The sequence below is a fragment of the Prochlorococcus marinus CUG1438 genome, from assembly GCA_017644325.1.
Taxonomy (GTDB): Bacteria; Cyanobacteriota; Cyanobacteriia; order PCC-6307; family Cyanobiaceae; genus Prochlorococcus_A; species Prochlorococcus_A marinus_AA.
Window position 1 is genome coordinate 142,682 of sequence record JAEPLS010000001.1, and the last position, 22,569, is coordinate 165,250.

Annotated in this window: 22 protein-coding genes and 2 tRNA genes; 12 read left to right on the forward strand and 12 right to left on the reverse strand. The window is 33.1% G+C overall.

The features are described from left to right. Positions 1-2 precede the first annotated feature (2 nt). Positions 3-563: an orotate phosphoribosyltransferase gene (pyrE, locus tag JJ847_00910; GenBank protein MBO6959445.1), complete on the reverse strand. Its 561-nt coding sequence runs from the start codon at positions 561-563 to the stop codon at positions 3-5. Between the two features lie 141 nt (positions 564-704). Here pyrE and JJ847_00915 point away from each other — a divergent pair. The 3 genes from JJ847_00915 (at position 705) to JJ847_00925 (ending at position 3,119) form a co-directional block, all read left to right on the forward strand. Next, positions 705-777 (forward strand) — tRNA-Ile (locus tag JJ847_00915). Between the two features lie 18 nt (positions 778-795). Further along, positions 796-2,064 (forward strand): HlyC/CorC family transporter, encoded by a 1,269-nt coding sequence (locus JJ847_00920; GenBank protein MBO6959446.1) that lies wholly within the window; start codon positions 796-798, stop codon positions 2,062-2,064. Positions 2,065-2,114: 50 nt separating this feature from the next. Beyond that, positions 2,115-3,119 carry a Gfo/Idh/MocA family oxidoreductase gene (locus JJ847_00925; protein MBO6959447.1) on the forward strand — a complete coding sequence of 335 codons (1,005 nt, stop codon included), beginning with the start codon at positions 2,115-2,117 and terminating at the stop codon, positions 3,117-3,119. Between the two features lie 26 nt (positions 3,120-3,145). Here the strand turns inward: JJ847_00925 and JJ847_00930 are convergent, their stop codons facing one another. Together JJ847_00930 and tgt are read right to left on the reverse strand one after the other, a co-directional pair. Further along, positions 3,146-3,286 carry a photosystem II reaction center protein K gene (locus tag JJ847_00930; GenBank protein ID MBO6959448.1) on the reverse strand — a complete coding sequence of 47 codons (141 nt, stop codon included), beginning with the start codon at positions 3,284-3,286 and terminating at the stop codon, positions 3,146-3,148. 33 nt (positions 3,287-3,319) lie between these two features. Further along, positions 3,320-4,438: a tRNA guanosine(34) transglycosylase Tgt gene (tgt, locus tag JJ847_00935; protein MBO6959449.1), complete on the reverse strand. Its 1,119-nt coding sequence runs from the start codon at positions 4,436-4,438 to the stop codon at positions 3,320-3,322. An 89-nt stretch (positions 4,439-4,527) separates the two neighbouring features. On the opposite strand from tgt, the gene JJ847_00940 reads away from it, so the two are divergent. After that, a complete protein-coding gene (locus tag JJ847_00940; GenBank protein MBO6959450.1) occupies positions 4,528-5,277 on the forward strand; it encodes an adenosylcobinamide-GDP ribazoletransferase in 750 nt (249 codons plus the stop codon). Here JJ847_00940 and JJ847_00945 read toward each other — a convergent pair. After that, a complete protein-coding gene (locus JJ847_00945) occupies positions 5,255-6,391 on the reverse strand; it encodes a sensor histidine kinase (protein MBO6959451.1) in 1,137 nt (378 codons plus the stop codon). The two genes, JJ847_00940 and JJ847_00945, sit on opposite strands and share 23 nt — an antisense overlap. Before the next feature lie 244 nt (positions 6,392-6,635). Between JJ847_00945 and JJ847_00950 the strand changes: the two genes are divergently transcribed. Continuing rightward, complete coding sequence (locus tag JJ847_00950; protein MBO6959452.1) at positions 6,636-7,004, forward strand: DUF3155 domain-containing protein; 369 nt, start codon at positions 6,636-6,638, stop codon at positions 7,002-7,004. Here JJ847_00950 and JJ847_00955 read toward each other — a convergent pair. Then, on the reverse strand, positions 7,001-7,618 hold the full coding sequence (locus JJ847_00955; GenBank protein MBO6959453.1) for an esterase: 618 nt from the start codon (positions 7,616-7,618) through the stop codon (positions 7,001-7,003). The genes JJ847_00950 and JJ847_00955 overlap by 4 nt on opposite strands. 33 nt (positions 7,619-7,651) lie before the next feature. On the opposite strand from JJ847_00955, the gene purH reads away from it, so the two are divergent. Further along, the gene (purH, locus tag JJ847_00960; protein ID MBO6959454.1) at positions 7,652-9,205 is read left to right on the forward strand and encodes a bifunctional phosphoribosylaminoimidazolecarboxamide formyltransferase/IMP cyclohydrolase; all 1,554 of its coding nucleotides are present in this window, start codon (positions 7,652-7,654) and stop codon (positions 9,203-9,205) included. A 1-nt stretch (position 9,206) separates the two neighbouring features. On the opposite strand, the gene JJ847_00965 is transcribed toward purH, so the two are convergent. The 4 genes from JJ847_00965 to sfsA all read right to left on the reverse strand — a co-directional run bounded on the left by JJ847_00965 (position 9,207) and on the right by sfsA (position 13,540). Next, positions 9,207-9,767: a DoxX family protein gene (locus tag JJ847_00965; protein MBO6959455.1), complete on the reverse strand. Its 561-nt coding sequence runs from the start codon at positions 9,765-9,767 to the stop codon at positions 9,207-9,209. A gap of 104 nt (positions 9,768-9,871) precedes the next feature. Further along, complete coding sequence (locus JJ847_00970) at positions 9,872-11,068, reverse strand: 4-hydroxy-3-methylbut-2-enyl diphosphate reductase (protein ID MBO6959456.1); 1,197 nt, start codon at positions 11,066-11,068, stop codon at positions 9,872-9,874. 89 nt (positions 11,069-11,157) lie between these two features. After that, complete coding sequence (amt, locus tag JJ847_00975; GenBank protein MBO6959457.1) at positions 11,158-12,618, reverse strand: ammonium transporter; 1,461 nt, start codon at positions 12,616-12,618, stop codon at positions 11,158-11,160. 169 nt (positions 12,619-12,787) lie between these two features. Then, entirely contained in the window at positions 12,788-13,540 is a 753-nt protein-coding gene (gene sfsA, locus JJ847_00980; protein MBO6959458.1) for a DNA/RNA nuclease SfsA, read from the reverse strand. A gap of 70 nt (positions 13,541-13,610) precedes the next feature. Between sfsA and murJ the strand changes: the two genes are divergently transcribed. Next, a complete protein-coding gene (murJ, locus tag JJ847_00985; protein MBO6959459.1) occupies positions 13,611-15,194 on the forward strand; it encodes a murein biosynthesis integral membrane protein MurJ in 1,584 nt (527 codons plus the stop codon). Here the strand turns inward: murJ and JJ847_00990 are convergent. Then, positions 15,191-15,481: a DUF3181 family protein gene (locus JJ847_00990; GenBank protein ID MBO6959460.1), complete on the reverse strand. Its 291-nt coding sequence runs from the start codon at positions 15,479-15,481 to the stop codon at positions 15,191-15,193. The two genes, murJ and JJ847_00990, sit on opposite strands and share 4 nt — an antisense overlap. A 14-nt stretch (positions 15,482-15,495) precedes the next feature. After that, positions 15,496-15,747: a hypothetical protein gene (locus tag JJ847_00995; GenBank protein ID MBO6959461.1), complete on the reverse strand. Its 252-nt coding sequence runs from the start codon at positions 15,745-15,747 to the stop codon at positions 15,496-15,498. Positions 15,748-15,833: 86 nt separating this feature from the next. Here JJ847_00995 and JJ847_01000 point away from each other — a divergent pair. From JJ847_01000 to leuD, 5 genes are all read left to right on the forward strand, one after another. Further along, a tRNA-Arg gene (locus JJ847_01000) sits at positions 15,834-15,907 on the forward strand. A gap of 77 nt (positions 15,908-15,984) precedes the next feature. Next, positions 15,985-17,256 carry a serine hydroxymethyltransferase gene (locus tag JJ847_01005; GenBank protein MBO6959462.1) on the forward strand — a complete coding sequence of 424 codons (1,272 nt, stop codon included), beginning with the start codon at positions 15,985-15,987 and terminating at the stop codon, positions 17,254-17,256. Then, positions 17,253-18,527, forward strand: a complete 1,275-nt coding sequence (locus tag JJ847_01010) for a competence/damage-inducible protein A (GenBank protein ID MBO6959463.1) — start codon at positions 17,253-17,255, stop codon at positions 18,525-18,527. Before JJ847_01005 ends, JJ847_01010 begins: the two co-directional genes overlap by 4 nt. Before the next feature lie 13 nt (positions 18,528-18,540). After that, positions 18,541-19,947, forward strand: a complete 1,407-nt coding sequence (gene leuC, locus JJ847_01015) for a 3-isopropylmalate dehydratase large subunit (protein MBO6959464.1) — start codon at positions 18,541-18,543, stop codon at positions 19,945-19,947. After that, positions 19,947-20,576: a 3-isopropylmalate dehydratase small subunit gene (gene leuD, locus JJ847_01020; GenBank protein MBO6959465.1), complete on the forward strand. Its 630-nt coding sequence runs from the start codon at positions 19,947-19,949 to the stop codon at positions 20,574-20,576. Before leuC ends, leuD begins: the two co-directional genes overlap by 1 nt. On the opposite strand, the gene JJ847_01025 is transcribed toward leuD, so the two are convergent. After that, positions 20,569-22,548: a DUF3769 domain-containing protein gene (locus JJ847_01025; protein ID MBO6959466.1), complete on the reverse strand. Its 1,980-nt coding sequence runs from the start codon at positions 22,546-22,548 to the stop codon at positions 20,569-20,571. The two genes, leuD and JJ847_01025, sit on opposite strands and share 8 nt — an antisense overlap. Positions 22,549-22,569: the final 21 nt, after the last annotated feature.

Here is a 22,569-nt window from a genome sequence, read left to right on the forward strand (position 1 = left end):
AATTATAAAAAGTCTTTTATCGTAAAAAGACTTTTCAATTTAACATTTTCTTCGCTAAGAGCTTCAAATCCTCCTTCTTGCCTATCTACGATAGACAAAACCTCCTGAACAACATAATTATTTTCGCGTAGCTTATTTATAGCTTTTATTACTGAACCAGCCGTTGTAACAACATCCTCTAAAACAGATACTAAAGTGCCTTTTTCTAAAACAGGTCCCTCTATTCCAGCCTTGGTACCGTATTTTTTAATATCTTTGCGAATTATTAAACCATTCAGGTCTAAGCCCTGCGAGGTTGCTTTAACGATTAATCCACTTACAAGAGGATCCGCACCTAATGTCATTCCTGCAACAGCTTTTGACCTTGAGTCTTTTAAATCTAAAAATAAATCACTTATTAAGTTTAGCCCTTCGCCATTCAAAGAGACCGGTTTGCAATTTAAGTAATGACTACTTTTTTTACCGGAAGCCAATGTAAAGTCTCCCTTCTTATAAGATTTTTCAATTAACTGTTTTAACAATTTGGCTTTATTGGAATCATACTTTTCAGAAAAATTAACCATCAGCAAAAGTTTAATTTATAGTTAAAGATTAGAAGAAAAAAAAGAAATCTCACAAAAACTTACTAATAAGGTATTTTTTGAAATATTATTTTTATATTGTATATTGAAAAACAATGTAATTTAATTTAATTCAATTCCCTTGGGGGTGTAGCAATCTGGTGAATGCACCAAACTCATAATTTGGCTAAGGCGAGTTCGATCCTCGCCACCCCCATCATCCATTTGTCATTGAATGAAAATAACTCTACTTATATTTATTTTATTTTTCCCAGCTTTTTTCGCAGCTAGTGAACTCTCTTTTTTATTAATAAGGCCAAGCAAGGTTTTAAGGCTAATAGAAGAAAAAAAGAAAGGAGCATTTTCAATTCTAAAAATTCAAAAAAGATTTAGATCTTCCTTAATTGCTTCTCAATTTGGAGTAACAATTTCATTAATTGCAATAGGATGGCTTAGTAATAGTGTCGCAAATGATTATTGGAAAAGAAATATATTGCCAAATAGATTTTATGATCTTCTGCTATTTTTATTTATTGTTTTTGTAGTTACTCTCATCTCTGGACTGATTCCTAAAGCCCTAGTAATTAATAACCCAGAATCTGCTGCATTAAGGTTAACCACCATATTCGACGCGGTAAGAAAAGGTATGCAACCTATAGTCACGATAATCGAATTTTTTGCCAGCGCCTGCTTAGGTTTATTCAACTTAAATAACAAGTGGGACTCTTTAAATTCGGGATTATCCGCCAGCGAATTAGAAACTCTTATAGAAACAGATAATGTTACAGGTTTAAAACCAGATGAGAAGAATATTCTTGAAGGTGTTTTTGCTTTAAAAGATACTCAGGTAAAAGAAGTAATGATTCCAAGATCAGAGATGGTAACTTTGCCCAGAAACATAACTTTTTCAGAACTTATGAAACAAGTAGACAAAACTCGACATGCACGCTTTTTTGTTATTGACGAGTCTCTAGATGATGTATTAGGTGTATTAGATTTACGTTATTTAGCAAAGCCAATATCGAAGGGTGAAATGGAAGCCGATACATTATTGGAGCCCTTTCTTTTACCAGTTACTAAAATAATAGAAACAAGTTCATTAGCAGAAATATTACCAATAGTTAGAGAATATAATCCCTTTTTACTGGTAGTTGATGAACACGGAGGCACAGAAGGTTTGATAACTGCTGCTGATCTTAATGGAGAAATAGTTGGAGAGGAAATGCTCAGTAGTAGAATTTATTCCGATATGAAAATGTTAGATAATTTTTCTAAAAAATGGTCAATAGCTGGAAAATCAGAAATTATAGATATCAATAAAAAGTTAAATTGTTCGATTCCAGAGGGTTCTGACTACCATACCCTAGCTGGATTTCTGCTAGAAAAATTTCAAATGGTTCCAAAAATTGGCGACGTTCTAGATTTTGATGACATTAAATTTGAAGTTATCTCTATGTCAGGTCCGAAGATTGATCGTGTTAAAATTATCCTTCCTAAAAGCTAAATGGGGCTTCCTATGGAGGATAATGATACTTAATATTTGGATTTAAAGTTATGCAACCAACCTCATCACCAGTAAAGGTTGGAGTTATAGGTATTGGAAATATGGGATGGCATCATGCTCGAGTTCTGAGTTTACTCAAAGATGCTAATCTCATTGGGGTTGCAGATCCAAATGAAGAGAGAGGCAAGCTAGCTATTGAGCAATTTCAATGTGAATGGTTCGAAGATTATAGGGACTTAATACCAAAAGTTGATGCTATTTGTATCGCTGTCCCAACACTACTTCATCAAGAAGTTGGACTCGATTGTCTTAAAGAAGGTATCAATGTTCTAATTGAAAAACCAATTGCAGCTAACGAGTTAGAAGCAAAATCTTTAATAGAGGCAGCGAATACAAGTAATTGTCTATTACAAGTTGGTCATATTGAAAGATTTAATCCTGCTTTTAGAGAATTAAATAAAATAGTAAATAACGAAGAAATTGTTGTTTTAGAAGCAAGAAGACATAGCCCTCATGCAGATAGAGCAAATGATGTTTCTGTGGTAATGGATTTAATGATTCATGATATTGATCTTGTTTTAGAGCTTGTAAACTCTAAAATTCAAAAACTAGCAGCTGTTGGGGGTAGAAATAGCGAAGGATTAATAGATTATGTGAATGCTACTTTAGTTTTTAAAAATAATGTTATTGCAAGCTTAACTGCCAGCAAGATGAGTCACAAAAAAATTAGGAGCTTAAGTGCTCACTGTCAAAATGGGCTAGTTGAAACTGATTTCTTAAATCACTCTCTTCAAATACATCGAAAGTCCCATGAATCATATACAGCAGAGCATGGCGAATTAGTTTATAGGAATGATGGCTATGTCGAAGAAGTCAGCACAACTTCAATTGAGCCTCTATATGCAGAGTTGGAACATTTTCTTAAATGCGTTCAAGGCAAAGAAATACCTGAGGTAGATGGTGAGCAAGCCTCAAGAGCGCTTAAAATAGCAGATTTTATAGAAAGTGCTGTAGAAAATTCGGGAGATGCAATTTTACTTGAAAATCCCTTCTAAGACTGACTATTCCAAAAAAAAGAATTTTATTTAAATCCAACGGCCGCCTGCCAAACAAATACCAATAAAAAGAAAAATAAAGGTATTAGTGGAAGAACATCTACAGTTGGAGCGAAAGCCTTGTAAGCTTCTGGCAATTCAGCGAATGTATTTAATAGAATGAGCACCTTTTTAATAATTAAATTAATTATGATAAGACGTTACCATGTATGGTGAGCAATAGAGGATGTTTTCCAAGGAGCGAAATCAATTGTAAAACAATTATCTTCGATTGCCTTAGAAATTGCATTGGTAAATCTTATTAAATGAGCAATATTATGCAAGCTAATTAAGGTGAGACCTAATATTTCATCATTTCTAATTAGATGATGCAAATATGCACGCGAATAGGATTTACAGGTTTCACATTTACAAGTTTTATCAATCGGAGAAAAGTCATTTCTAAATCGAGCATTTCGCAAATTCAATCTTTCGTTATTAAACAGTGCAGTTCCATGTCTTCCCAGTCTTGTAGGTAAAACACAGTCAAATATATCGAATCCTTTAGCAACAGCTAAAGAAATTTCTCTTAAAGAGCCAATTCCCATTAGATATCTTGGTTTATTTATTGGTAAGAATTTCGAGACGTAATTAATTACACTATGGATTTCTTCAACTGCCTCTCCAACGCTCACTCCTCCTACCGCTATGCCAGGCAGATCAAAAGAACTTGTAAATTTTGCACTATATTCTCTTAAACTTGGATACTTTCCACCTTGAACTATTCCGAATAATGCTTGATTTGATTTCTGATGAGTATCAACACATTTTTGCAACCATGAATGAGTCTTTTCTAAAGAATCCTCAATATCATTTTCGTTAGCTGTGTGAGGCGGACAATGATCAAAAGCCATCGCAACATCAGAGCCAAGATCCATTTGTATCTGCATTACTTTTTCGGGTGATAAAAATACATGACTACCATCTCTTGGATTTTTAAATTCCACTCCTTTATCAGAAATATTATTTAATTTGGCCAAACTAAAAACTTGATACCCACCTGAATCAGTCAGAATAGGCTTAGGCCAATTCATGAACTTATGTATTCCTCCAGATTCTTTAACTAGTTTTTCTCCAGGTTGTAGATGTAGATGGAAGGTATTTGAAAGGATCATTTCTGATCCTGTACAAGTTAACTGCTTAGATGAAATTCCTTTAACCGTTGCCAAAGTTCCCACAGGCATGAATCTTGGAGTTTTTACCTCACCATTTGGGGTATGAAATATACCAGTTCTTGCCTTTGTATTATTGCAATTTGATGTAATTTCAAATTCAAACACGATAAATTAAAAAATTTTTTGGTCTTTTTCTATTAATTTAACCTATTATGAAATATTGAATCTATTTTTACCTCATCAAAAAATATTTAATAAAAAACTTTGCAGGGTCTTGGATTTTTTATACGACATTTCCAAAGATACCTTTTATTAATCCTGAATTTAAAAATATTGCACAATTTGCGCCGCCTTTGGGATTCTTTATAGGAACAATACAGGGTTATATTTTTATTTTTTTAAGAGAAAACTCCTGGTCTATTTATGGATCAACATTAATTTGTTTAGCTTCAGGATATTTAATTACTGGTGGTTTACACCTCGATGGGTTAATGGATACTTTCGATGGTATTTTTGCAGGCAAAAAGAAACGTTTAAAAGCCATGAAAGATAGTAAAGTTGGGTCTTTTGGGGTTCAAGCTTTTGTTTTCATAACTTTAATTCAGATTGCTTGCATACTCAAAATCCAAAACCAAATAATTATTGTTTTGCCAATGTGCTTATTTTGGGGAAGATTTTCAAATTTATTCTTTATAGAAAAGTTTAAATATTTGAGCTATAAGAAAAAATCTATTAGTCATAAAAAGTTTTGGAATGGATTTAAGAAAGAATCTTTAATTTCCATTGTTTTTATAGTAATTTTAATAGGTTACAGATTAGTTTCATTTACATCCGAACCAATATTAATTAATTTTTTATTTCTCATATTGATTGGTATTTTTTTAAGTTATTCTATTCCAAACATTCTAGGGAACAAAATTGGAGGCTTCAATGGAGATGCTTGCGGAGCGAGTGTTGTACTAGTTGAAACAACAATGTTATTTATGCATGCAATTCTCTTATAGGAAGTTCTAAATAGAAAATATTTTTCTTTTTAAGATTTCTTAATTCCTCAATATTATCGATCGAGTGATTTTCCAGCAATCTCAATTCGCCTCCTATTTGTTTTGCTAATTTCCTCGCTAAAAAAAGACCCACACCTGTACCGTCTTTCTTTTTAGCAGCAGATCCTCTAAAGCCTTTTTGAAAAATTTTCTCATTTTCACTCTTAGTTATTTTTTTACCATTATCAAATATGCACAAACCTTTACTAGTAAATATGAGACCAATCTCAGCATCTTTTTGAGCGTATTTAAAGGCATTTTCTAGTAAATTAGCAACAATTTCAGCAATCACAGCATATCTAACATTTAATGGCGATACAGTCCAATTAGGCCACAGAGAAGGTTCAGTCCAATCTCTATTATCTAAGTTCGCATTAGCTTTGCCCCTTTCTAGAATTGGCTTTAATAAACTCTGAACAGTTATTTCTTTTTTATTATCTAGATTTGGGGGTAATAATAATCTTTCTTCTCCAATTTCTAGAGGCAGTTTAATAGATTTATTTAATTGGGCAAAAGAGTCCATATATTGATTAATTTGCTTTTGCTCAGTTATCATGCGTTCCACTATTTGAATAGAGTCATCATCTGTACCAAGTCTTTTTATAAGTAATTTTGCATATGTCCTAAGCGCAGCCAATGGATTCCTTAATTGATGGATTATGATATTAACCTGATTTTTTAAATAATTTATTTCTTCATTTTTATTTTGACGATCTAATTCGATAGAAACGCACTTAGCTAAAGATAGTGAAAGTGCTTTTAATCTATGATCAAGAGATACTGGCCAATTACCCCCTTTTAAATCAGTTTCTACTCTGAGGACACCTAGTAGAATATCGTTCTCTTGAAGCGGGTACCATCTTCTATTAGGAGAAGAAACTTTCAATGAAGGATCATCTTCGATTGATATTAAAATCCTATCAATTTGTGGCCACTGACCTATTTCTTCAAAAGATGCCTTGGTTCCTTGCTTAGCTGAAGCAAGATACATAACTAAATGTGTCACTCCCATTGAGCAACCAAAACTCTCAAGTTGTTTTATTATTAATTCTTCAAATTTTTTTGAGAGATTCATAATGAGTAAAATTTCAAAAATTTTAGAAAAAATTTGAAAAAGGGCTTGTAAAATATGAAAAAAGTATTAAGATGTAGGGAGCTGTGCAATGCCAGCCTTAAATATGAACTTTTGATCATATTTTAAGCTACATCAGGGGTTGATGGGTCCTCTATGTAATTTAAAGTGAAATTAAAATCACTGATATAAGATTAGTAAAAATAAATAAGACTAATCTCATTAATAATTTCGGGAGTACCAATCAATGTCAAAAAAAAGAAAAAGAATCAGCAGAAGAAGATTAGCTGGGCAGAGAGTAATGGCCCATGTACCTATTTATCATATCGAAACTGGTAAACATAAACCAGTTACAGCCGCAAGAAGATTCATAGCTGAAAACGCCCTATCTGCACCTTCAGTTTTCAATGTCCGAAGGAACGAACATACCACTGATAGGTTCTTTTGGGGAGAAAAAGGTTTATTTAGTGCCCAATACGCAGAGGAAAATCATTTTTTATTTCCATCGTTAAAAGTTGTCGTTGAGGGAATTGGTGAAGATAAAATCTTTGAGGGTCTAGAACTTACTGCGGATGATTGGGAAGAAATTGAAGAATATGAATATGCTTTCGTTTAAAAAATATTAGCCATTCTTAAACTTATAAGATCGATTAAATTTGAATCAATTTGATGAAAACCATCAAATTCTACTAATTCACATAATTTAGAGGACTTATTTTTAACTTTTTCATAAATAAGCCTAGAAGCTCCAATAGGAACTACATTATCGAATAAGCCATGGCTAAGAATCAATGGAGGACATTGTTCACCTGGAAGCCAGCTTGGGTGTGGATAACCACTACAAGAAACAATTAATCCTAGATTTAATTTAAATCCTACATCTATTGCCATAGCTGCTCCCTGAGAGAAACCCAACAAAATTGTTTTTGTGAGTGGAATCTGCTTTGTATTTAACTTTTTTAATGTAACTAAAAGTTTATTCACTTCAATCTTAGCTCTATTCCAATCATGAGGATATAATCCATACCACTGTCTTCCATGACCACTTGGGTGTAATCCTGGGGCTCTTAAGGAAATTACCTCGAAGTCAAAATTTGTTTTATCTGTCATCTCCTTTCCTAGAGTTAAAAGATCATCTGAATCTGCTCCCCAACCATGTATCAAAATAATTCTATGAGTTGCAGTTTGAGAGCTAATCCGGACAAACTCATGATCGATATCATATTTCATGTGTATATTCTTAAGTAAGTAAACTTTCCCATAATGTCACCATTAGCCTTAATAAGTGTTTCTGATAAAAAAAATATAATTCCATTTTGTAGAGACTTGGTAGAAAAATATAATTATCAAATTCTATCAAGTGGAGGAACTGCCAAACATCTTACAGAGGCAAACATCTCAGTTATTAAAGTTGCAGATTTTACCAATTCTCCAGAAATTCTTGGAGGGAGAGTTAAAACTCTTCATCCAAAAATACATGGAGGAATATTAGCGAAGAGAACTGATGAAGAACATAAAAAAGATATAGAATCTAACGATCTTGAACTAATTGACTTGGTAGTTGTCAATTTATATCCTTTTAAAAAAACTGTTGAACAGGGATCTAAATGGGAAGATGCTATTGAAAATATCGATATTGGAGGGCCATCAATGATTCGTTCTGCGGCTAAAAATCATAGAGAAGTGTCAGTTTTAGTCGATCCTAATCAATATCAAGAGTTTCTTGAAGAAAGTAAAAAAGGACCATTAAAGGAATCATATAAAGCAAAATTAGCCCTTGAAGCTTTTCAACATACAGCTGACTATGACACTGCTATATCTAATTGGATAAGTAAAGAAAAAAGTCTACAATCTTCTCAACATATTGAATCTTATCCACTAATTAAAACTTTAAGATATGGGGAAAATCCTCATCAAAAAGCTTTTTGGTATGGTTTAAGTAATATTGGATGGAACTCAGCAGAGCAATTACAAGGTAAAGAGTTAAGTTATAACAATTTATTGGACCTAGATTCAGCAATTTCAACAGTTTTAGAGTTTGGGTATCAAGAAAAAGAAGAACTTACAACAAATTCGTTTGCTTCTGTTATCTTAAAGCACAATAATCCTTGTGGTGCATCTATAAGTAATACAGCCTCTCAAGCATTTTTGAATGCTTTGAAATGTGACTCTGTTAGTGCATTTGGGGGAATAGTTGCTTTTAATTCAAATGTGGATAAAGAAGCTGCAATTAATCTCAAGGATATTTTTTTAGAGTGTATCGTAGCTCCATCTTTTGATGCAGAAGCTTTAGAAATTTTAAAAGTCAAAAAGAATTTAAGAATTTTAAAATTATCAAAAGATCAACTTCCAAAAAAGAACAATACTTCCACTAAATCAATAATGGGAGGATTACTAGTTCAAGACTCTGACGATAGTGAAGAAAAAACTGAAAATTGGATTTCAGTAACTAAAACAAATCCGAACGATCAAATGAACTTAGATCTAAATTTTGCATGGAAAATTTGTAAACATGTGAAATCAAATGCGATTGTTATTGCTAAGGACCAAAAAACTATTGGGATAGGAGCTGGGCAAATGAATAGGGTTGGAGCTGCGAAAATTTCATTACAAGCAGCTGGAAATTTATGTTCTGATGCTGTTTTGGCAAGCGATGGTTTTTTTCCATTTGCAGATACTGTAGAACTTGCAAATGAGTATGGTATAAAAGCTATTGTCCAACCTGGAGGTAGTCTAAGAGATCAAGAGAGTATTGATATGTGTAATTCAAAAGGTATCTCGATGGTATTTACGCAAAAAAGGCATTTCTTACATTAGGCTATGTTGATTTTGGATAATATGTGATCTTGTTAGTCTTTCTAAATAAAGAAAGCTTGCCTGGGCCTGCGCATAAAAAGTAGAGAGAAATAGCACCATATATAAAAGACAACTCGAAGGCATAATTATGCCCTTCAACTACTGCTAAAGGAAAACCTTCTAGTCCAGTATCTAGGAGATGAAAATAAACCGCAAATGCCATTGTGGAGAATAGACCAAGAGAGGAGAGCCTTGCAAAAATTCCTACAGCTAATCCTACTGGGCATACCAATTGGGTGATTGCTGCTCCAAAAGTCCAAATAACAGGATCACCCGGCAAAAATGGGAAGTACTTACCAACTACAAATTCAGCAAAACCCTCTGGATCCTGAAGTTTCTCTAGGCCATGATGAATCATCAAAGCACAAAACCCAATTCTTAAAACAAATATAGATAGTTCTCCGAGAATGTTTACTTCTGACCCTGAAGATGGATTAGCAACTACAACTTCCACTTTTTGGGGAGCTTTAGTTCTATTCATACTTGCAGTTTGAACCTCATTAGTTTGTGCTTTGTCTTCCATACTTTATAATTTTTTATTATTCTAAATAATAAAGTGGATATTTTGGAATTATCTGACTAATAAATTAAAAAAACTAAGTAAATTTATAAAATTAGATAACAAATTCAAGAAGCAATATCTACTAGTTTCTCAATAACATCTGCAACAACCTTATCAGGAGTTGATGCTCCTGATGTAATTCCAACATTAATTTTTCCATTAGGTAAAAAGTTATTTTTAAGTTCTAAATCTGCTCCAAGTGGCTTATGTAATATTGAGTTTTTTTCCACTGATATCCTCTCTGGCGTATCTATGTGAAAAGAAGAAATATTTTTTGTAATTGCTATTTCTTGTAAGTGAGTAGTATTAGAAGAATTAAAGCCTCCTATAACCACAAGAATATCAAGGTCTTCATCAACCAAAGAGAACATTGCATCTTGCCTTTCTTCAGTTGCATCACAAATTGTATTAAAAGCTAAGAAGTGGCTATTTAATTTTTCTGGTCCGAATTTTTTTAACATCGTTCTTTCAAAAACTTTTCCAATTTCTTCGGTCTCGCTTTTAAGCATAGTTGTCTGGTTAGCAACTCCAACTCTATCTAAATCTTTATCAGGATCAAATCCATTAGAACAAGCTTTAGCAAATTTATTCATAAATTCATTTCTATTACCTCTACCCATAATGTATTCAGACACATAATTAGCTTCTTCTAGATCGAGTACAACTAAATATTTACCGGCAAATGAACTTGTAGCGAGAGTTTCTTCATGCTTAAATTTACCATGAATAATAGAAGTAAAGACATGTTTTTTATGTTTCTCGACGGTATGCCAAACCTTAGAAACCCATGGACAAGTTGTATCTATGATATGACATCCTTTTTCATGAAGAAGTTTCATTTCTTGAACCGTAGCCCCGAAAGCAGGCAGTATCACTACATCCCCATTAGAAACTAACGAAAAATCTTTAATTCCATTTTTAGCTGAAATGAATTTTACATTCATTTTCCTTAGATGATCATTAACTGAGGGGTTATGAATTATTTCGTTTGTTATCCAAATATTCTCGTTAGGGTAATGCCTCCTCGTCTCATAAGCCATTGCTACAGCTCTTTCAACTCCCCAGCAGAAGCCAAAGGCCTTGGCCAGCTTAATATTTAGTCTACCTTTGTTGTAAGTAAAACCATTATCCCTAATTGAACTTATCAAATCACTTTGATATGCTTCTTCTAACGCTTGGGCTCTTTTTGTTGGAGAATCGAAACCCCTTCTATTGTATCTATCAGAATGATGAAGAGATCTTCTAAAAGCTTGAGTATCCATTTTTGTATATTACAACGTTTTAAATAATTTTTCGTAAAAAAAAAGAAACCTGACATAAGTCAGGTTTCTTAAATGAATTTTTAGTTAGATTATTTAGCAGATGCAAAGTCTGGATATGCTTCCATCCCATGCTCTCCTATATCTAAGCCTTGGGTCTCTTCCTCTTCAGAAACTCGGATTCCACCGAATAATCCTCCAATTACAGACCAGGCAATCCAGCAAGTAACTAGTGTCCAAATAGCATAAGCCGCGGCACCAAGAGCTTGAACAAGAAGAAGGTTGATACCTCCACCGTTGAACAATCCCATACCTGCTCCATCACCTTGTACAGCTGTACCCCAAAGACCGATAACTACAGTACCCCATACACCACAAACTCCGTGAACAGAGAATGCACCTACAGGATCATCGATCTCAGCGGCATCAAGTGCTGCAACAGAAAATACAACGATAATTCCGCCTACTAGTCCTGCGAACCAGGCTCCAGCAAGAGTCATGTCTCCACAACCGGCGGTAATACTCACCAAACCGGCAAGGATTCCGTTAATTATCATTGTAAGATCAGGCTTTCCAGAAGTTAATGTTGAAACAATAGTTGCTCCAATAGCACCTGCTGCTGCTGCTAAAGTAGTTGTTACAGCAACATATGGAACCCACTGGTCCATTTGAAGTTGAGAACCAGGGTTAAATCCATACCAACCTATCCATAAAACTAAAGCTCCCAAAGTAGCTATAGCCATATTATGTCCAGGCATAGCCTGAGGTTTGCCATCAGAGTATTTACCAATTCTTGGCCCAAGAAGCATAGCTCCTACAAGACCCGCCCATGCTCCAACTGAGTGAACAATTGAAGAACCAGCAAAATCAACAAAACCTAATGCATCTAGCCATCCACCATTCCACTTCCAGCTTCCAGCAATAGGGTAAATAAATGCTGTTAATACAATTGCAAAAACAACAAATTCTCCAAATTTAACTCTTTCAGCTACCAGACCGGAAACGATAGTAGCCGCAGTTCCTGCGAAAGCAGACTGGAATAAGAAATCAACTGTTGGGACTAATCCAGCATCAGCAACTGTTTCTGCAGTAACTGTTGGATCAAAAAATAGGCCCGTAAAATATAGCCATCCACCAGCAATACTGTCTCCGTACATTAGCGAGTAGCCTATTACCCAATAGGAAGTAACAGCAAGAGCAAATACGAATAGGTTTTTAGCAAGAATGTTGACGGCGTTCTTAGAACGACACATACCTGCTTCTACCATAGCGAAGCCGGCGTTCATGAAGATCACTAAAATAGTAGCGATCAATAGCCATAAATTGTTAGCAAGAAAAGCTGCATTCAACTCAGGTAAATCAGCTGCATGAGCTGAAAGATTAAAAATACCTAAACCAAACAAAGCTAAAGGAACAGTTGCAAGCCACAACATAGAGCGGTTTGAACTAAATCCTCGAATACTCCTCAAAAGGAGCATAGGACCGTTGACAAGACTTGCGTCTTGTAATTTGGACCTAGAGCGCCTTTGAGGCGTTTGCAAAGCAGTGGTCATAAAAAAAAATTAGATCCGCAAAAAAACAGTTTTACTGTTTCCTTTCAAATTTAAATTTATTCAAAAAACTTATAGGTGTCTAGTAGTTGTTGATACCATTTTTATAGTTGCACCTTAAATAATTATTTGTTAAATTAAAAAATTTTATTTTTTAGAAGATTTAAAAATATCAAGATTTTATTGATTTCAAAGGTTTAATTCCCCTCCATGATATGTGGTCTTTATGAAATTCAAAGGAACAAGGAATAGTTATCATTCCTGCACTTAAAGATTCTCTAAAAAGATTGCCGTATAAGGGATCTGCCTCATCTCCGGGGGCAAAAAAACAAGCGTCTTTTCTTGTAATACAAAGTACTAAAACACTTTTACTTGTAGGAATTAATTTCTTTAATTCTATGAGGTGTTTTTGGCCTCTTTTCGTTACTGTATCAGGGAATAGAGCTACATTTTCTCTAATCCAAGTCGTATTTTTAACCTCTATGTAAATGTTACGTTTATCAGGATTTGAAGATTTTGGAGTTAAAAAAAAGTCAATTCTGCTTTTTTTATCTTTTCCATAAGGAACTTCAGATTTAATTGTCTCTATTTCTCCTATTATTTCGTCAAGCAAATTTTTCTCAATAACCTTTTTGATTATCTTATTTGCAAATAGAGTATTAATACCAACCCAAACCTCCTCATTTTTTGCACTTAAAACACATATCTGTTCCCAAGTAAAAGGTAATTTTCTTTTTGGAGAAGGGGAAACACTTATTCTTACCTTTGCTCCCTCACTCAAAAGTCCCTTCATTGGGCCTGTGTTTGCACAATGCGCAGTTACTACTTCTCCGCTCTCTAATTTTATATCTGCAAAAAATCTTTTATACCTCTTAATTAAAACTCCTTCAATTAATGGATCAAATTCAATTATCCGATCATTCATAAATATGTCGTTAGTTAAAAATCAAATATAATTGAAACTTAATCTTCTTGAAAAATTTAGACAAATCCAAATGCATTCATTTTTAAAAAATAATGTTTTTTCAATTTCATTTGGTACAAGTCTTAGTAAATTAGCAGGATGCATAAGACAAATATTTATAGCTGCTGCTTTTGGAGTTGGGGTAACATACGACGCATTTAATTATGCCTATATAATTCCAGGTTTTTTGCTAATAATCATTGGAGGGATTAATGGTCCCTTGCATAACGCAGTCGTTGCAGTTCTAACTCCCCTTAACAAAAAAGATGGAGGGATCGTTTTAACTCAAGTAAGCATAAAACTTTCAATATTATTAATTGGTTTAGCTATATTTATATACTTTAATTCCAGTTTCTTGATTGAATTATTAGCACCCAATTTAAGTTACGAAGCTAAATCTATTGCCACTTACCAATTAAAAATACTCACACCTTGTATCCCTTTATCCGGATTCATAGGTTTAAGCTTTGGCGCCTTAAATGCCCAAAGAAAATTCTTTTTATCAAGTATAAGTCCAGCGATAACAAGCCTAACTACCATTGTTTTTATTTTATTAAGTTGGATTTTCAACCAAGAAAATGCATATTCTCATTTCTTTACTTATACGGGATTACTAGCTTTTGCAACTTTGACTGGAACTTTAATTCAGTTTGTTGTTCAAATTTCGGAAATAAATAAAATCGGTCTCTTGAGATTAAAGTCAAACTTTAAATTATTTAATGATGAAGAGAGGAGGATTTTCAAACTAATTATTCCAGCATCAATTTCATCAGGTCTCAGTCAAATTAATGTATTTATCGATATGTTTTTCGCTTCAAGTTTTCAAGGAGCAGCATCGGGACTAGCTTACGGAAACTTTCTGATTCAAGCGCCATTAGGCATATTATCTAACTCTTTGATTTTGCCATTACTTCCAAAATTCTCTAAATTGAGAAATGATAAAGACTATATAGGCCTCCAAAGAAAACTTATCTCTGGAATAGAGTACTGTTTCTTAACAACTATTTTTTTAACCGCATTTTTCATAACATTTAATAATCAAATAGTACAGTTAGTTTTTCAGAGAGGATCTTTTGATTATTCAGCGGCTTTAAAAGTAAAGAATATATTAATTGCTTATGCAGTTGGCATACCGTTTTATCTTTATAGAGATTTATTAGTAAGAACTTACTATTCAATAGAAAAAACAAACTTCCCTTTTAAGTCATCGTTTGCAGGGATAATATTAAATATTTTTTTTGATTGGTTTTTAATTGGTGCCCCAATTAATAATTTTGGGAATCTTTCTCCATATAATTTTGGAGTTGTAGGAATAATTTTTTCTTCAGTAATAGTCAACTTTATAGTTTGTGTTTTACTTTCTTTTAATCTGAGAAATGAAAATATCCATTTGCCTAACTTGGATTTATTAAGGAAAATTATCCTCATGTCATTAGCGGCATTTATAGATAGCACCCTTTGTTTTACTATTCTTAAAACTACAAATAACTTCAATTCAAATCTAGGAGTATTTTTATTATTACTATTTGGATCTCTAACTTTTTTTGTAATCTATTTTTTTCTTACAAAATGTCTGAAAGTAAATAGATTTAAAGTTTATAAAAAAAAGATTTAGTTTTCAAAAAAACCTTCCAAAATCTCCTCTAATTCTAGAATTTGTGAGGAAGTGATTAAATTAATGAGTGGAATACTGTTAACACCGTCCCCTACTTTTACATTTATTGCTTTCAAACTTATTTTCGCGGCCTCCAATGGGCCTTGATCTTTATTGCTGATACATTCAATAGCAAGATTTCTAGCTAGGCCAGCGTCTCCAAGATATAAATTCCACTTTTCTATTTTGATAAAAACCTTTTCTGAAATAATATTTTCTAGCTCACTTATTCGTATCTGAGAGTTCATAAATTAAAATTTAATTAAGTTGATTGTTTTGAAGTATCTTTTGGTTTTTTTATAATTACAAACAGTAAATGGGAGGCTAGAAGAATTGACCAGAAAATTGCAAAATTATTAAAAAAAGCGATTTCATATTTAATTTCTTTTAAAAGCCAAGTGCCACTTACTATCGCAGTAAATATCATGCAATGAATAACAAAATTTACTATTCGAGAAAAATGTTTATAGATGGGATCTTCTAAATCTCCATTTCCGTACCACTTTATAGGCATATTAATAATTAGATTGTTAATAATAGATATTTTACCTGAAATCTAGTTGACTAAGAGACCCTGAAACAGAGATATTACATAATTATGCGCCTGTAGCTCAGTGGATTAGAGCACCTGACTACGGATCAGGGTGTCGGGAGTTCGAATCTCTCCAGGCGCGTTTAAAATTATGAAATATTCTTTTTATATTTTTCTAAAAAATATCGTCTATATTATGGTTATTAGTTATCAAATTCAATGAATATCCTTCAAAATCTTAAAGATAGTGATCCAGTAATATCCAATTTTATTAACTCTGAAAAAAATAGACAGGAAACTCATCTTGAGTTAATTGCAAGCGAAAATTTCGCATCAATTGCCGTCATGCAGGCTCAAGGATCAGTCCTTACAAATAAATACGCAGAGGGATTACCTCAAAAAAGATACTATGGGGGATGTGAATTTGTTGATGAAATCGAAGAATTAGCTATTCAAAGAGCGAAAAAATTATTTAATGCAAATTGGGCTAATGTGCAACCCCATAGTGGAGCACAGGCAAATGCTGCTGTTTTCCTAAGTTTACTTAAACCTGGTGACACAATCCTGGGGATGGATTTATCTCATGGTGGGCACCTAACTCATGGATCTCCAGTAAATATGAGTGGTAAGTGGTTTAATGCAGTTCACTATGGTGTAAACAAAGAAACTAGTGAATTAAATTTTGATGAGATAAGAGAGATAGCACTTGAAACAAAACCAAAATTGATCATATGCGGATATTCAGCTTATCCAAGAACAATTGATTTTGAATCATTTAGAAAAATTGCAGATGAAGTTGGTGCATTCTTAATGGCTGATATTGCACACATTGCAGGTCTTGTAGCAAGTAAACTTCATCCAAATCCAATTCCCTATTGTGATGTAGTAACTACAACTACTCATAAAACATTAAGAGGTCCTAGAGGAGGACTTATCATGTGTAAAGATCCAGAATTTGGAAAGAATTTTGATAAATCTGTTTTCCCAGGGACTCAAGGGGGGCCCCTAGAACATATTATTGCAGCTAAAGCAGTTGCATTTGGAGAAGCCTTACAGCCAGATTTCGTTAATTATTCCCATCAAGTAATAAAAAATGCCAAAGTTCTAGCTTCAACTTTAATAAATAGAGGTATTAATATCGTTAGTGGAGGCACTGATAATCATATTGTTTTAGTCGATTTAAGAAGCATCAACATGACTGGTAAAATTGCTGACTTGCTCGTAAGTGAAGTGAATATCACTGCAAATAAAAATACTGTTCCATTTGACCCTGAATCACCTTTTGTAACCAGCGGGCTAAGGTTGGGTACTGCTGCTTTAACTACTAGAGGCTTTAATGAGAATGCTTTTGCTGAAGTTGGTGAAATTATTGCTGATAGATTACTTAACCCAAACGATTCACTGATTGAAAGTCAATGTAAAGAAAGAGTATTAGCATTATGTAATCGTTTTCCTCTTTATGAAGGAAAACTTGAAGCATCAATTAAATGAGTCCTAATTCCAAGGGAGTTGAAATTCTTTCTATTGGAACAGAGCTACTTTTAGGAAATATCATAAACACAAATGCTCAATGGATTTCTGAACAGTTGTCGCTATTAGGCTTGAATCACTTTAGGCAATCAACTATAGGTGATAATTGTGATCGAATTATAAAAGTAATTCAAGAAATATCGAAAAGAAGTAATCTTCTAATTACAACGGGTGGATTGGGACCCACCCCAGATGACTTAACTACTGAAGCGATAGCCAAATCCTTTAATGTATCTCTTTTTGAAAGACCGCACTTATGGGATGAAATCAAACAAAAGCTTCCAAACTCAAAGCTCAAAGACGATTCCTCTAGCTTAAGGAAACAATGTTTCTTCCCAAAAAATGCCCAAATAATTAATAACCCCAGGGGTACTGCCCCAGGAATGATTTGGGAACCAGTAAAAGGATTCACTATTCTTACTTTCCCAGGAGTCCCCAGTGAAATGAAAACTATGTGGGAAGAGACGGCGTATGATTTCATTAAAACCAAATTCTCAGATAGTTATTCCTTTTTTTCAAATACTCTTAAATTTGCAGGAATTGGAGAATCTAGTGTTACGGAAAAAATTAACGATCTATTAAATCTTAAAAACCCGACTGTTGCTCCATATGCAAACTTGGGAGAGGTTAAACTCAGAATCACAGCGCGAGCAAAGAATAACTTAGAAGCAAAAAGTATAATTAAACCTGTCAAAGAAAAATTAAAAAAAGAGTTTTCGAAATTTATTTTTGGAGAGGATAATGATACTTTGCCAAGCGTTTTAATAAAAGAGTTAACTAAGAGGAACCAAACTATTGTTTTTGCTGAATCCTGTACAGGAGGTCTTCTATCTTCATCTCTAACATCAATATCAGGTTCATCTCGAGTTTTTCAAGGTAGTATTATTTCCTATAGTAATGAGCTGAAAAATTCATTATTAAATATTTCTGAAGAAAAGCTTACAAAATATGGAGCTGTTTCTAAAGAAGTTTGTGAGGCTATGGCAATTAATGTAAAAGAGAAATTAAGAGCAGATTGGGCAATAGCGATTAGTGGAATAGCTGGTCCTAATGGAGGCAGTCCAGATAAACCAGTTGGACTTGTCTATATTTCAATTTCAGGACCAAATAATCATATAACTAATATTAAAAAAATATTTAACTCAACCCAAAACAGAATTGAAATTCAAACACTAAGTGTAAATGTGTGTTTGAACAGCCTCAGAATAATCTTATTATCAAATAGTAAGTAGTTTTTTTTACAAATTGAGTAAAGATACCTTATTTGATAAAGTTTGGGATTTACACAAAGTTTCCAGTCTTCCTGGTGGCTCAGATCAAATTTTTATTGGTCTTCACTTAATCCATGAAGTGACAAGTCCTCAAGCATTTGGCGCTTTAAAAGACAAAAATTTAACAGTAAAATTCCCTAGCAGAACTGTGGCTACAGTCGATCACATTGTGCCAACAGATGATCAAAGCAGACCTTTCAAAGATAATCTTGCAGAGCAAATGATTGAAACACTGGAAAAGAACTGCTTAGAACATAAAATAAAATTTTTTAATATTGGTAGTGGTAGTCAAGGAATAGTACATGTAGTAGCCCCAGAACTGGGGCTAACTCAACCTGGTATGACAATCGCTTGTGGAGATTCACATACTTCAACTCATGGAGCTTTTGGTTCAATTGCTTTTGGGATAGGCACAAGCCAAGTAAGAGATGTTCTTGCAACCCAAACCTTAGCCATGAATAAATTAAAGGTAAGGCAGATTTGGTGTGAAAATCAATTATCTAATGGGGTTTATGCTAAGGATTTAGTTCTTCATATTATTAATAAACTCGGTGTAAAAGCTGGGGTAGGTTTTGCATATGAGTTCGCAGGGCCTGCAATCAATGTATTATCAATGGAAGAGAGAATGACTATATGCAATATGTCTATTGAAGGAGGAGCAAGATGCGGCTACATAAACCCAGATGAAAAGACCTTCAGTTATATGAAAAATAAATTATGCGCACCAAAAAATGAGCATTGGGAAAAAGCTCTCGTATGGTGGAAATCATTAAAAAGCGATGAAGACTCAGTTTATGATGATGTAATTAAAATAGATGCCTCTAAAATAGAACCAACCGTTACCTGGGGGATTACTCCAGGCCAAAGTATAGGCATTAATCAACAAATCCCTCTTTTAGATGAATTGTCCCCAAATGACAAATTAGTTGCTGAAGAGGCTTATCAGTATATGAGTTTCAAGCCAGGACAATCAATAAAAGATATTCCCGTAGAGGTTTGTTTCATAGGCAGTTGCACAAATGGGCGAATCAGTGACTTAAGAGTTGCAGCTAAAGTATTAAAAGACAAAAAAGTATCTAAGAATGTAAAAGCATTTGTAGTTCCTGGTTCAGAAAAAGTAGCCAATGAAGCGAAACAAGAAGGTCTAGATCAGATATTTAAGGATTCTGGATTTCAATGGAGAGAACCAGGTTGCTCAATGTGTTTAGCAATGAATTCAGATAAGCTAATAGGTAATCAAATTAGTGCTAGTTCTAGTAATAGAAATTTCAAAGGAAGACAGGGATCTCCTAGCGGGAGAACACTACTAATGAGTCCAGCAATGGTTGCTGCTGCTGCAATAAATGGCAAAGTCAGTGACGTTCGAGAATTTATTAACTAATGAAATCCGAGTTTACCCCACCTATTGGAAAAATCACACAAATAAACGGAAAATGTATATCCTTGATTGGTAACGACATTGATACAGATCGAATAATTCCTGCTCGTTTCTTAAAGTGTGTAAACTTTGATTCATTGGGTGAGTCTGTTTTCGAGGACGATAGAGCAACTTTAAAGGGAAGGCATCCTTTCGATCTAGATGAAAATAAAAATGCCACAATACTAATTGTTAATAGCAATTTTGGATGTGGTTCAAGTAGAGAACATGCCCCTCAGGCACTTATGAGATGGGGTATAAAAGCAATAATAGGTGAGAGTTTTGCCGAAATTTTTTATAGCAATTGTATTGCAATTGGAATTCCTTGTTTTACACTTCCAAAAAAATCTATCCATGATATTCAAAAATATAACAATCAGAAAAGTCTTTTCTTAGAAATTGATTTAGAACATTCCTTAGCAACATCAAAAGATCTAAATTTTAACCTTGAGATTAAGGAAAGCTCAAAAAAAATGTTCTTAACTGGAGAATGGGACGCAACTTCAACGCTACTTGATAATCAAAATCTTATTGAAAAAAAATATAATAATTTGCCCTATTTAGAATTTAATACTAATTTCTTAGCTATTTAAATCCAAAGAGATTGAAAGAAATTCCTCCTGATTGGTTATGAGGTTGATAGAACATACCTAATTCATATGATCTTTTTTTCCAAATTAATGAGATTTTAGAATTTATAATTTCACCGTAATTTGTTGAATCATTTGTCAGATTTAGAGTACCATTACTTTTGAGAATAACTGGACCAAATAATTGCTGATCAAAAGCAATATCTAAAGTAAACTTATCATCATTTTGATCGAATCTAAAAATACTTTCACCACTATTAAATCGATAGAAAGGGAAAAGACTTATACGAGTATAGTCAAAAGTTTTCTTTTTAAAATCACCAACTGTTAATTGTGGCCCCATACCCAAACCTAAATATTCTTGATGATCTCCACTTTCATAAAGAGAGTATGAGGCTTCTATTCTTGTCTTAAGACTTAACCCTTTTGTGATTGGTTCAGGAATATACTTATATGAAATATCAACAGATTTATTTATAGGATCATTAATCCATAGAGGAAATTCTTGATCTAAAGCATAAAATAAGTTCCCTTTTAAGTTTTTCACCAAAGTTTTTGTCTTTAAGGCCTCTGCTGTAATATCGGCCAAACCTAAAGAAAAAGATTCTTTCTTTTTAATGCCATTAACAACCCAAGCTTTTTCTTTTTTTAGTTTTGAACCATAACCAGAGTAAATTTCGGCTTCACCCAATGAGCCATTCCAGACCCTCTCGCGATATATTCCATAAATACTTTTATCCCATTCTGTATTTAAGAAATTAATCTCTTTACTCAATTTAGTTTTTAATCTAAATGCATCTGAAAACTTATTCAAATCCAATGAATTTAAATTCTTATCTATCTGTAAATCCCAATTATTAATCTTACCTTTTAACTGTGATTTAATAGCAAAATAATCTTCTGAACTTACATTCCTCTTAATCCTTTCTGAAGTTATAGATTCATTCTTCTTTACAAAACTTTTTGTGTACCCTTTGAGAGAGCGTTGAATTAAAAATTGAGGCTCTAAATCCAGAACAAAATTATCAGATATATCTATAGGGTTAAATTTCCTGCCGATAAAATACCCATCCTTATCTAAGTTTTCATATCCAAAAGTCCATCTATTATCAAAGTTAGAGAGTCCTCCCTTCCTATTTAACGTTCTATCTCCAACCCAAAAAGGAATTGACACTTTTTCATCAAAAATTAAATTATTTATAGATGACCTAAATCGTAATTTTTCTTCTTCAGGAATAACTTCTAGTGAATTGATTACTATTTTAACTTGTTTCAATTCAAGTAAATCGTTACTAAATACAGCCTTCTTGCTTTTCCATTTTTCACCATCTATGGTTATTTTATTTGAGAGAAATAACCAATTTTCAACCTTTCCAGGAGTATTGAATACTTCTTTTTTTTTAAAATTGAGAAGACTTTCTAACTTTTTAGAATCTGAAAAAGTGAAATTTGATGATAAGTCTCTTATCAAGCTACTGGTATTAACAGATCCCTTAACATCTATCAAATACCCTTTTTTATTAGCAAAGCTATACTCTAGTTCAGAAGATTTAAAAAATTGATCTCCTATTATTAAAACAATATTGCCCTCAGCTCTTATTTTTTTATTTGACTTATCATAAATTAAATTATCAGCCTTAAGAACTTTTCCGCGATATTCAATTATTACGTTGCCTTCTGCATATATGACACCATTAATTTCAGATTGTTGATCAGATTGGATTACTATTTCACTTTTATTTTCACTGATTTTTGCTAATAAAGGGTTTGTAAATTGATTTAAATTATTGTTAATCAGCTTATCATAGGATTTTCGCTTAAGATTTTTAAATGATAATTTTGGCCAACTTCGTTTTGTGACCAAATTATTTTCGGGTTTATTGATTTTTTTAAAATCAGATGATCTTGATGGCTGTATTAAATTAATAAATAAAAAGTAAGTAAATATTAATTTTTTCGCAATTCCTAGAATCAATGTAAAAATTAAGTTAATAAA

What these genes read in the sequence shown, in the direction of transcription:
- pyrE (MBO6959445.1), bottom strand. Translation starts at nt 563, where the DNA reads ATGGTTAATTTTTCTGAAAAGTATGATTCCAATAAAGCCAAATTGTTA.
- JJ847_00920 (MBO6959446.1), top strand. Translation starts at nt 796, where the DNA reads ATGAAAATAACTCTACTTATATTTATTTTATTTTTCCCAGCTTTTTTC.
- JJ847_00925 (MBO6959447.1), top strand. Translation starts at nt 2,115, where the DNA reads ATGCAACCAACCTCATCACCAGTAAAGGTTGGAGTTATAGGTATTGGA.
- JJ847_00945 (MBO6959451.1), bottom strand. Translation starts at nt 6,391, where the DNA reads ATGAATCTCTCAAAAAAATTTGAAGAATTAATAATAAAACAACTTGAG.
- JJ847_00950 (MBO6959452.1), top strand. Translation starts at nt 6,636, where the DNA reads ATGTCAAAAAAAAGAAAAAGAATCAGCAGAAGAAGATTAGCTGGGCAG.
- JJ847_00955 (MBO6959453.1), bottom strand. Translation starts at nt 7,618, where the DNA reads ATGAAATATGATATCGATCATGAGTTTGTCCGGATTAGCTCTCAAACT.
- purH (MBO6959454.1), top strand. Translation starts at nt 7,652, where the DNA reads ATGTCACCATTAGCCTTAATAAGTGTTTCTGATAAAAAAAATATAATT.
- JJ847_00965 (MBO6959455.1), bottom strand. Translation starts at nt 9,767, where the DNA reads ATGGAAGACAAAGCACAAACTAATGAGGTTCAAACTGCAAGTATGAAT.
- JJ847_00970 (MBO6959456.1), bottom strand. Translation starts at nt 11,068, where the DNA reads ATGGATACTCAAGCTTTTAGAAGATCTCTTCATCATTCTGATAGATAC.
- amt (MBO6959457.1), bottom strand. Translation starts at nt 12,618, where the DNA reads ATGACCACTGCTTTGCAAACGCCTCAAAGGCGCTCTAGGTCCAAATTA.
- sfsA (MBO6959458.1), bottom strand. Translation starts at nt 13,540, where the DNA reads ATGAATGATCGGATAATTGAATTTGATCCATTAATTGAAGGAGTTTTA.
- murJ (MBO6959459.1), top strand. Translation starts at nt 13,611, where the DNA reads ATGCATTCATTTTTAAAAAATAATGTTTTTTCAATTTCATTTGGTACA.
- JJ847_00990 (MBO6959460.1), bottom strand. Translation starts at nt 15,481, where the DNA reads ATGAACTCTCAGATACGAATAAGTGAGCTAGAAAATATTATTTCAGAA.
- JJ847_00995 (MBO6959461.1), bottom strand. Translation starts at nt 15,747, where the DNA reads ATGCCTATAAAGTGGTACGGAAATGGAGATTTAGAAGATCCCATCTAT.
- JJ847_01005 (MBO6959462.1), top strand. Translation starts at nt 15,985, where the DNA reads ATGAATATCCTTCAAAATCTTAAAGATAGTGATCCAGTAATATCCAAT.
- JJ847_01010 (MBO6959463.1), top strand. Translation starts at nt 17,253, where the DNA reads ATGAGTCCTAATTCCAAGGGAGTTGAAATTCTTTCTATTGGAACAGAG.
- leuD (MBO6959465.1), top strand. Translation starts at nt 19,947, where the DNA reads ATGAAATCCGAGTTTACCCCACCTATTGGAAAAATCACACAAATAAAC.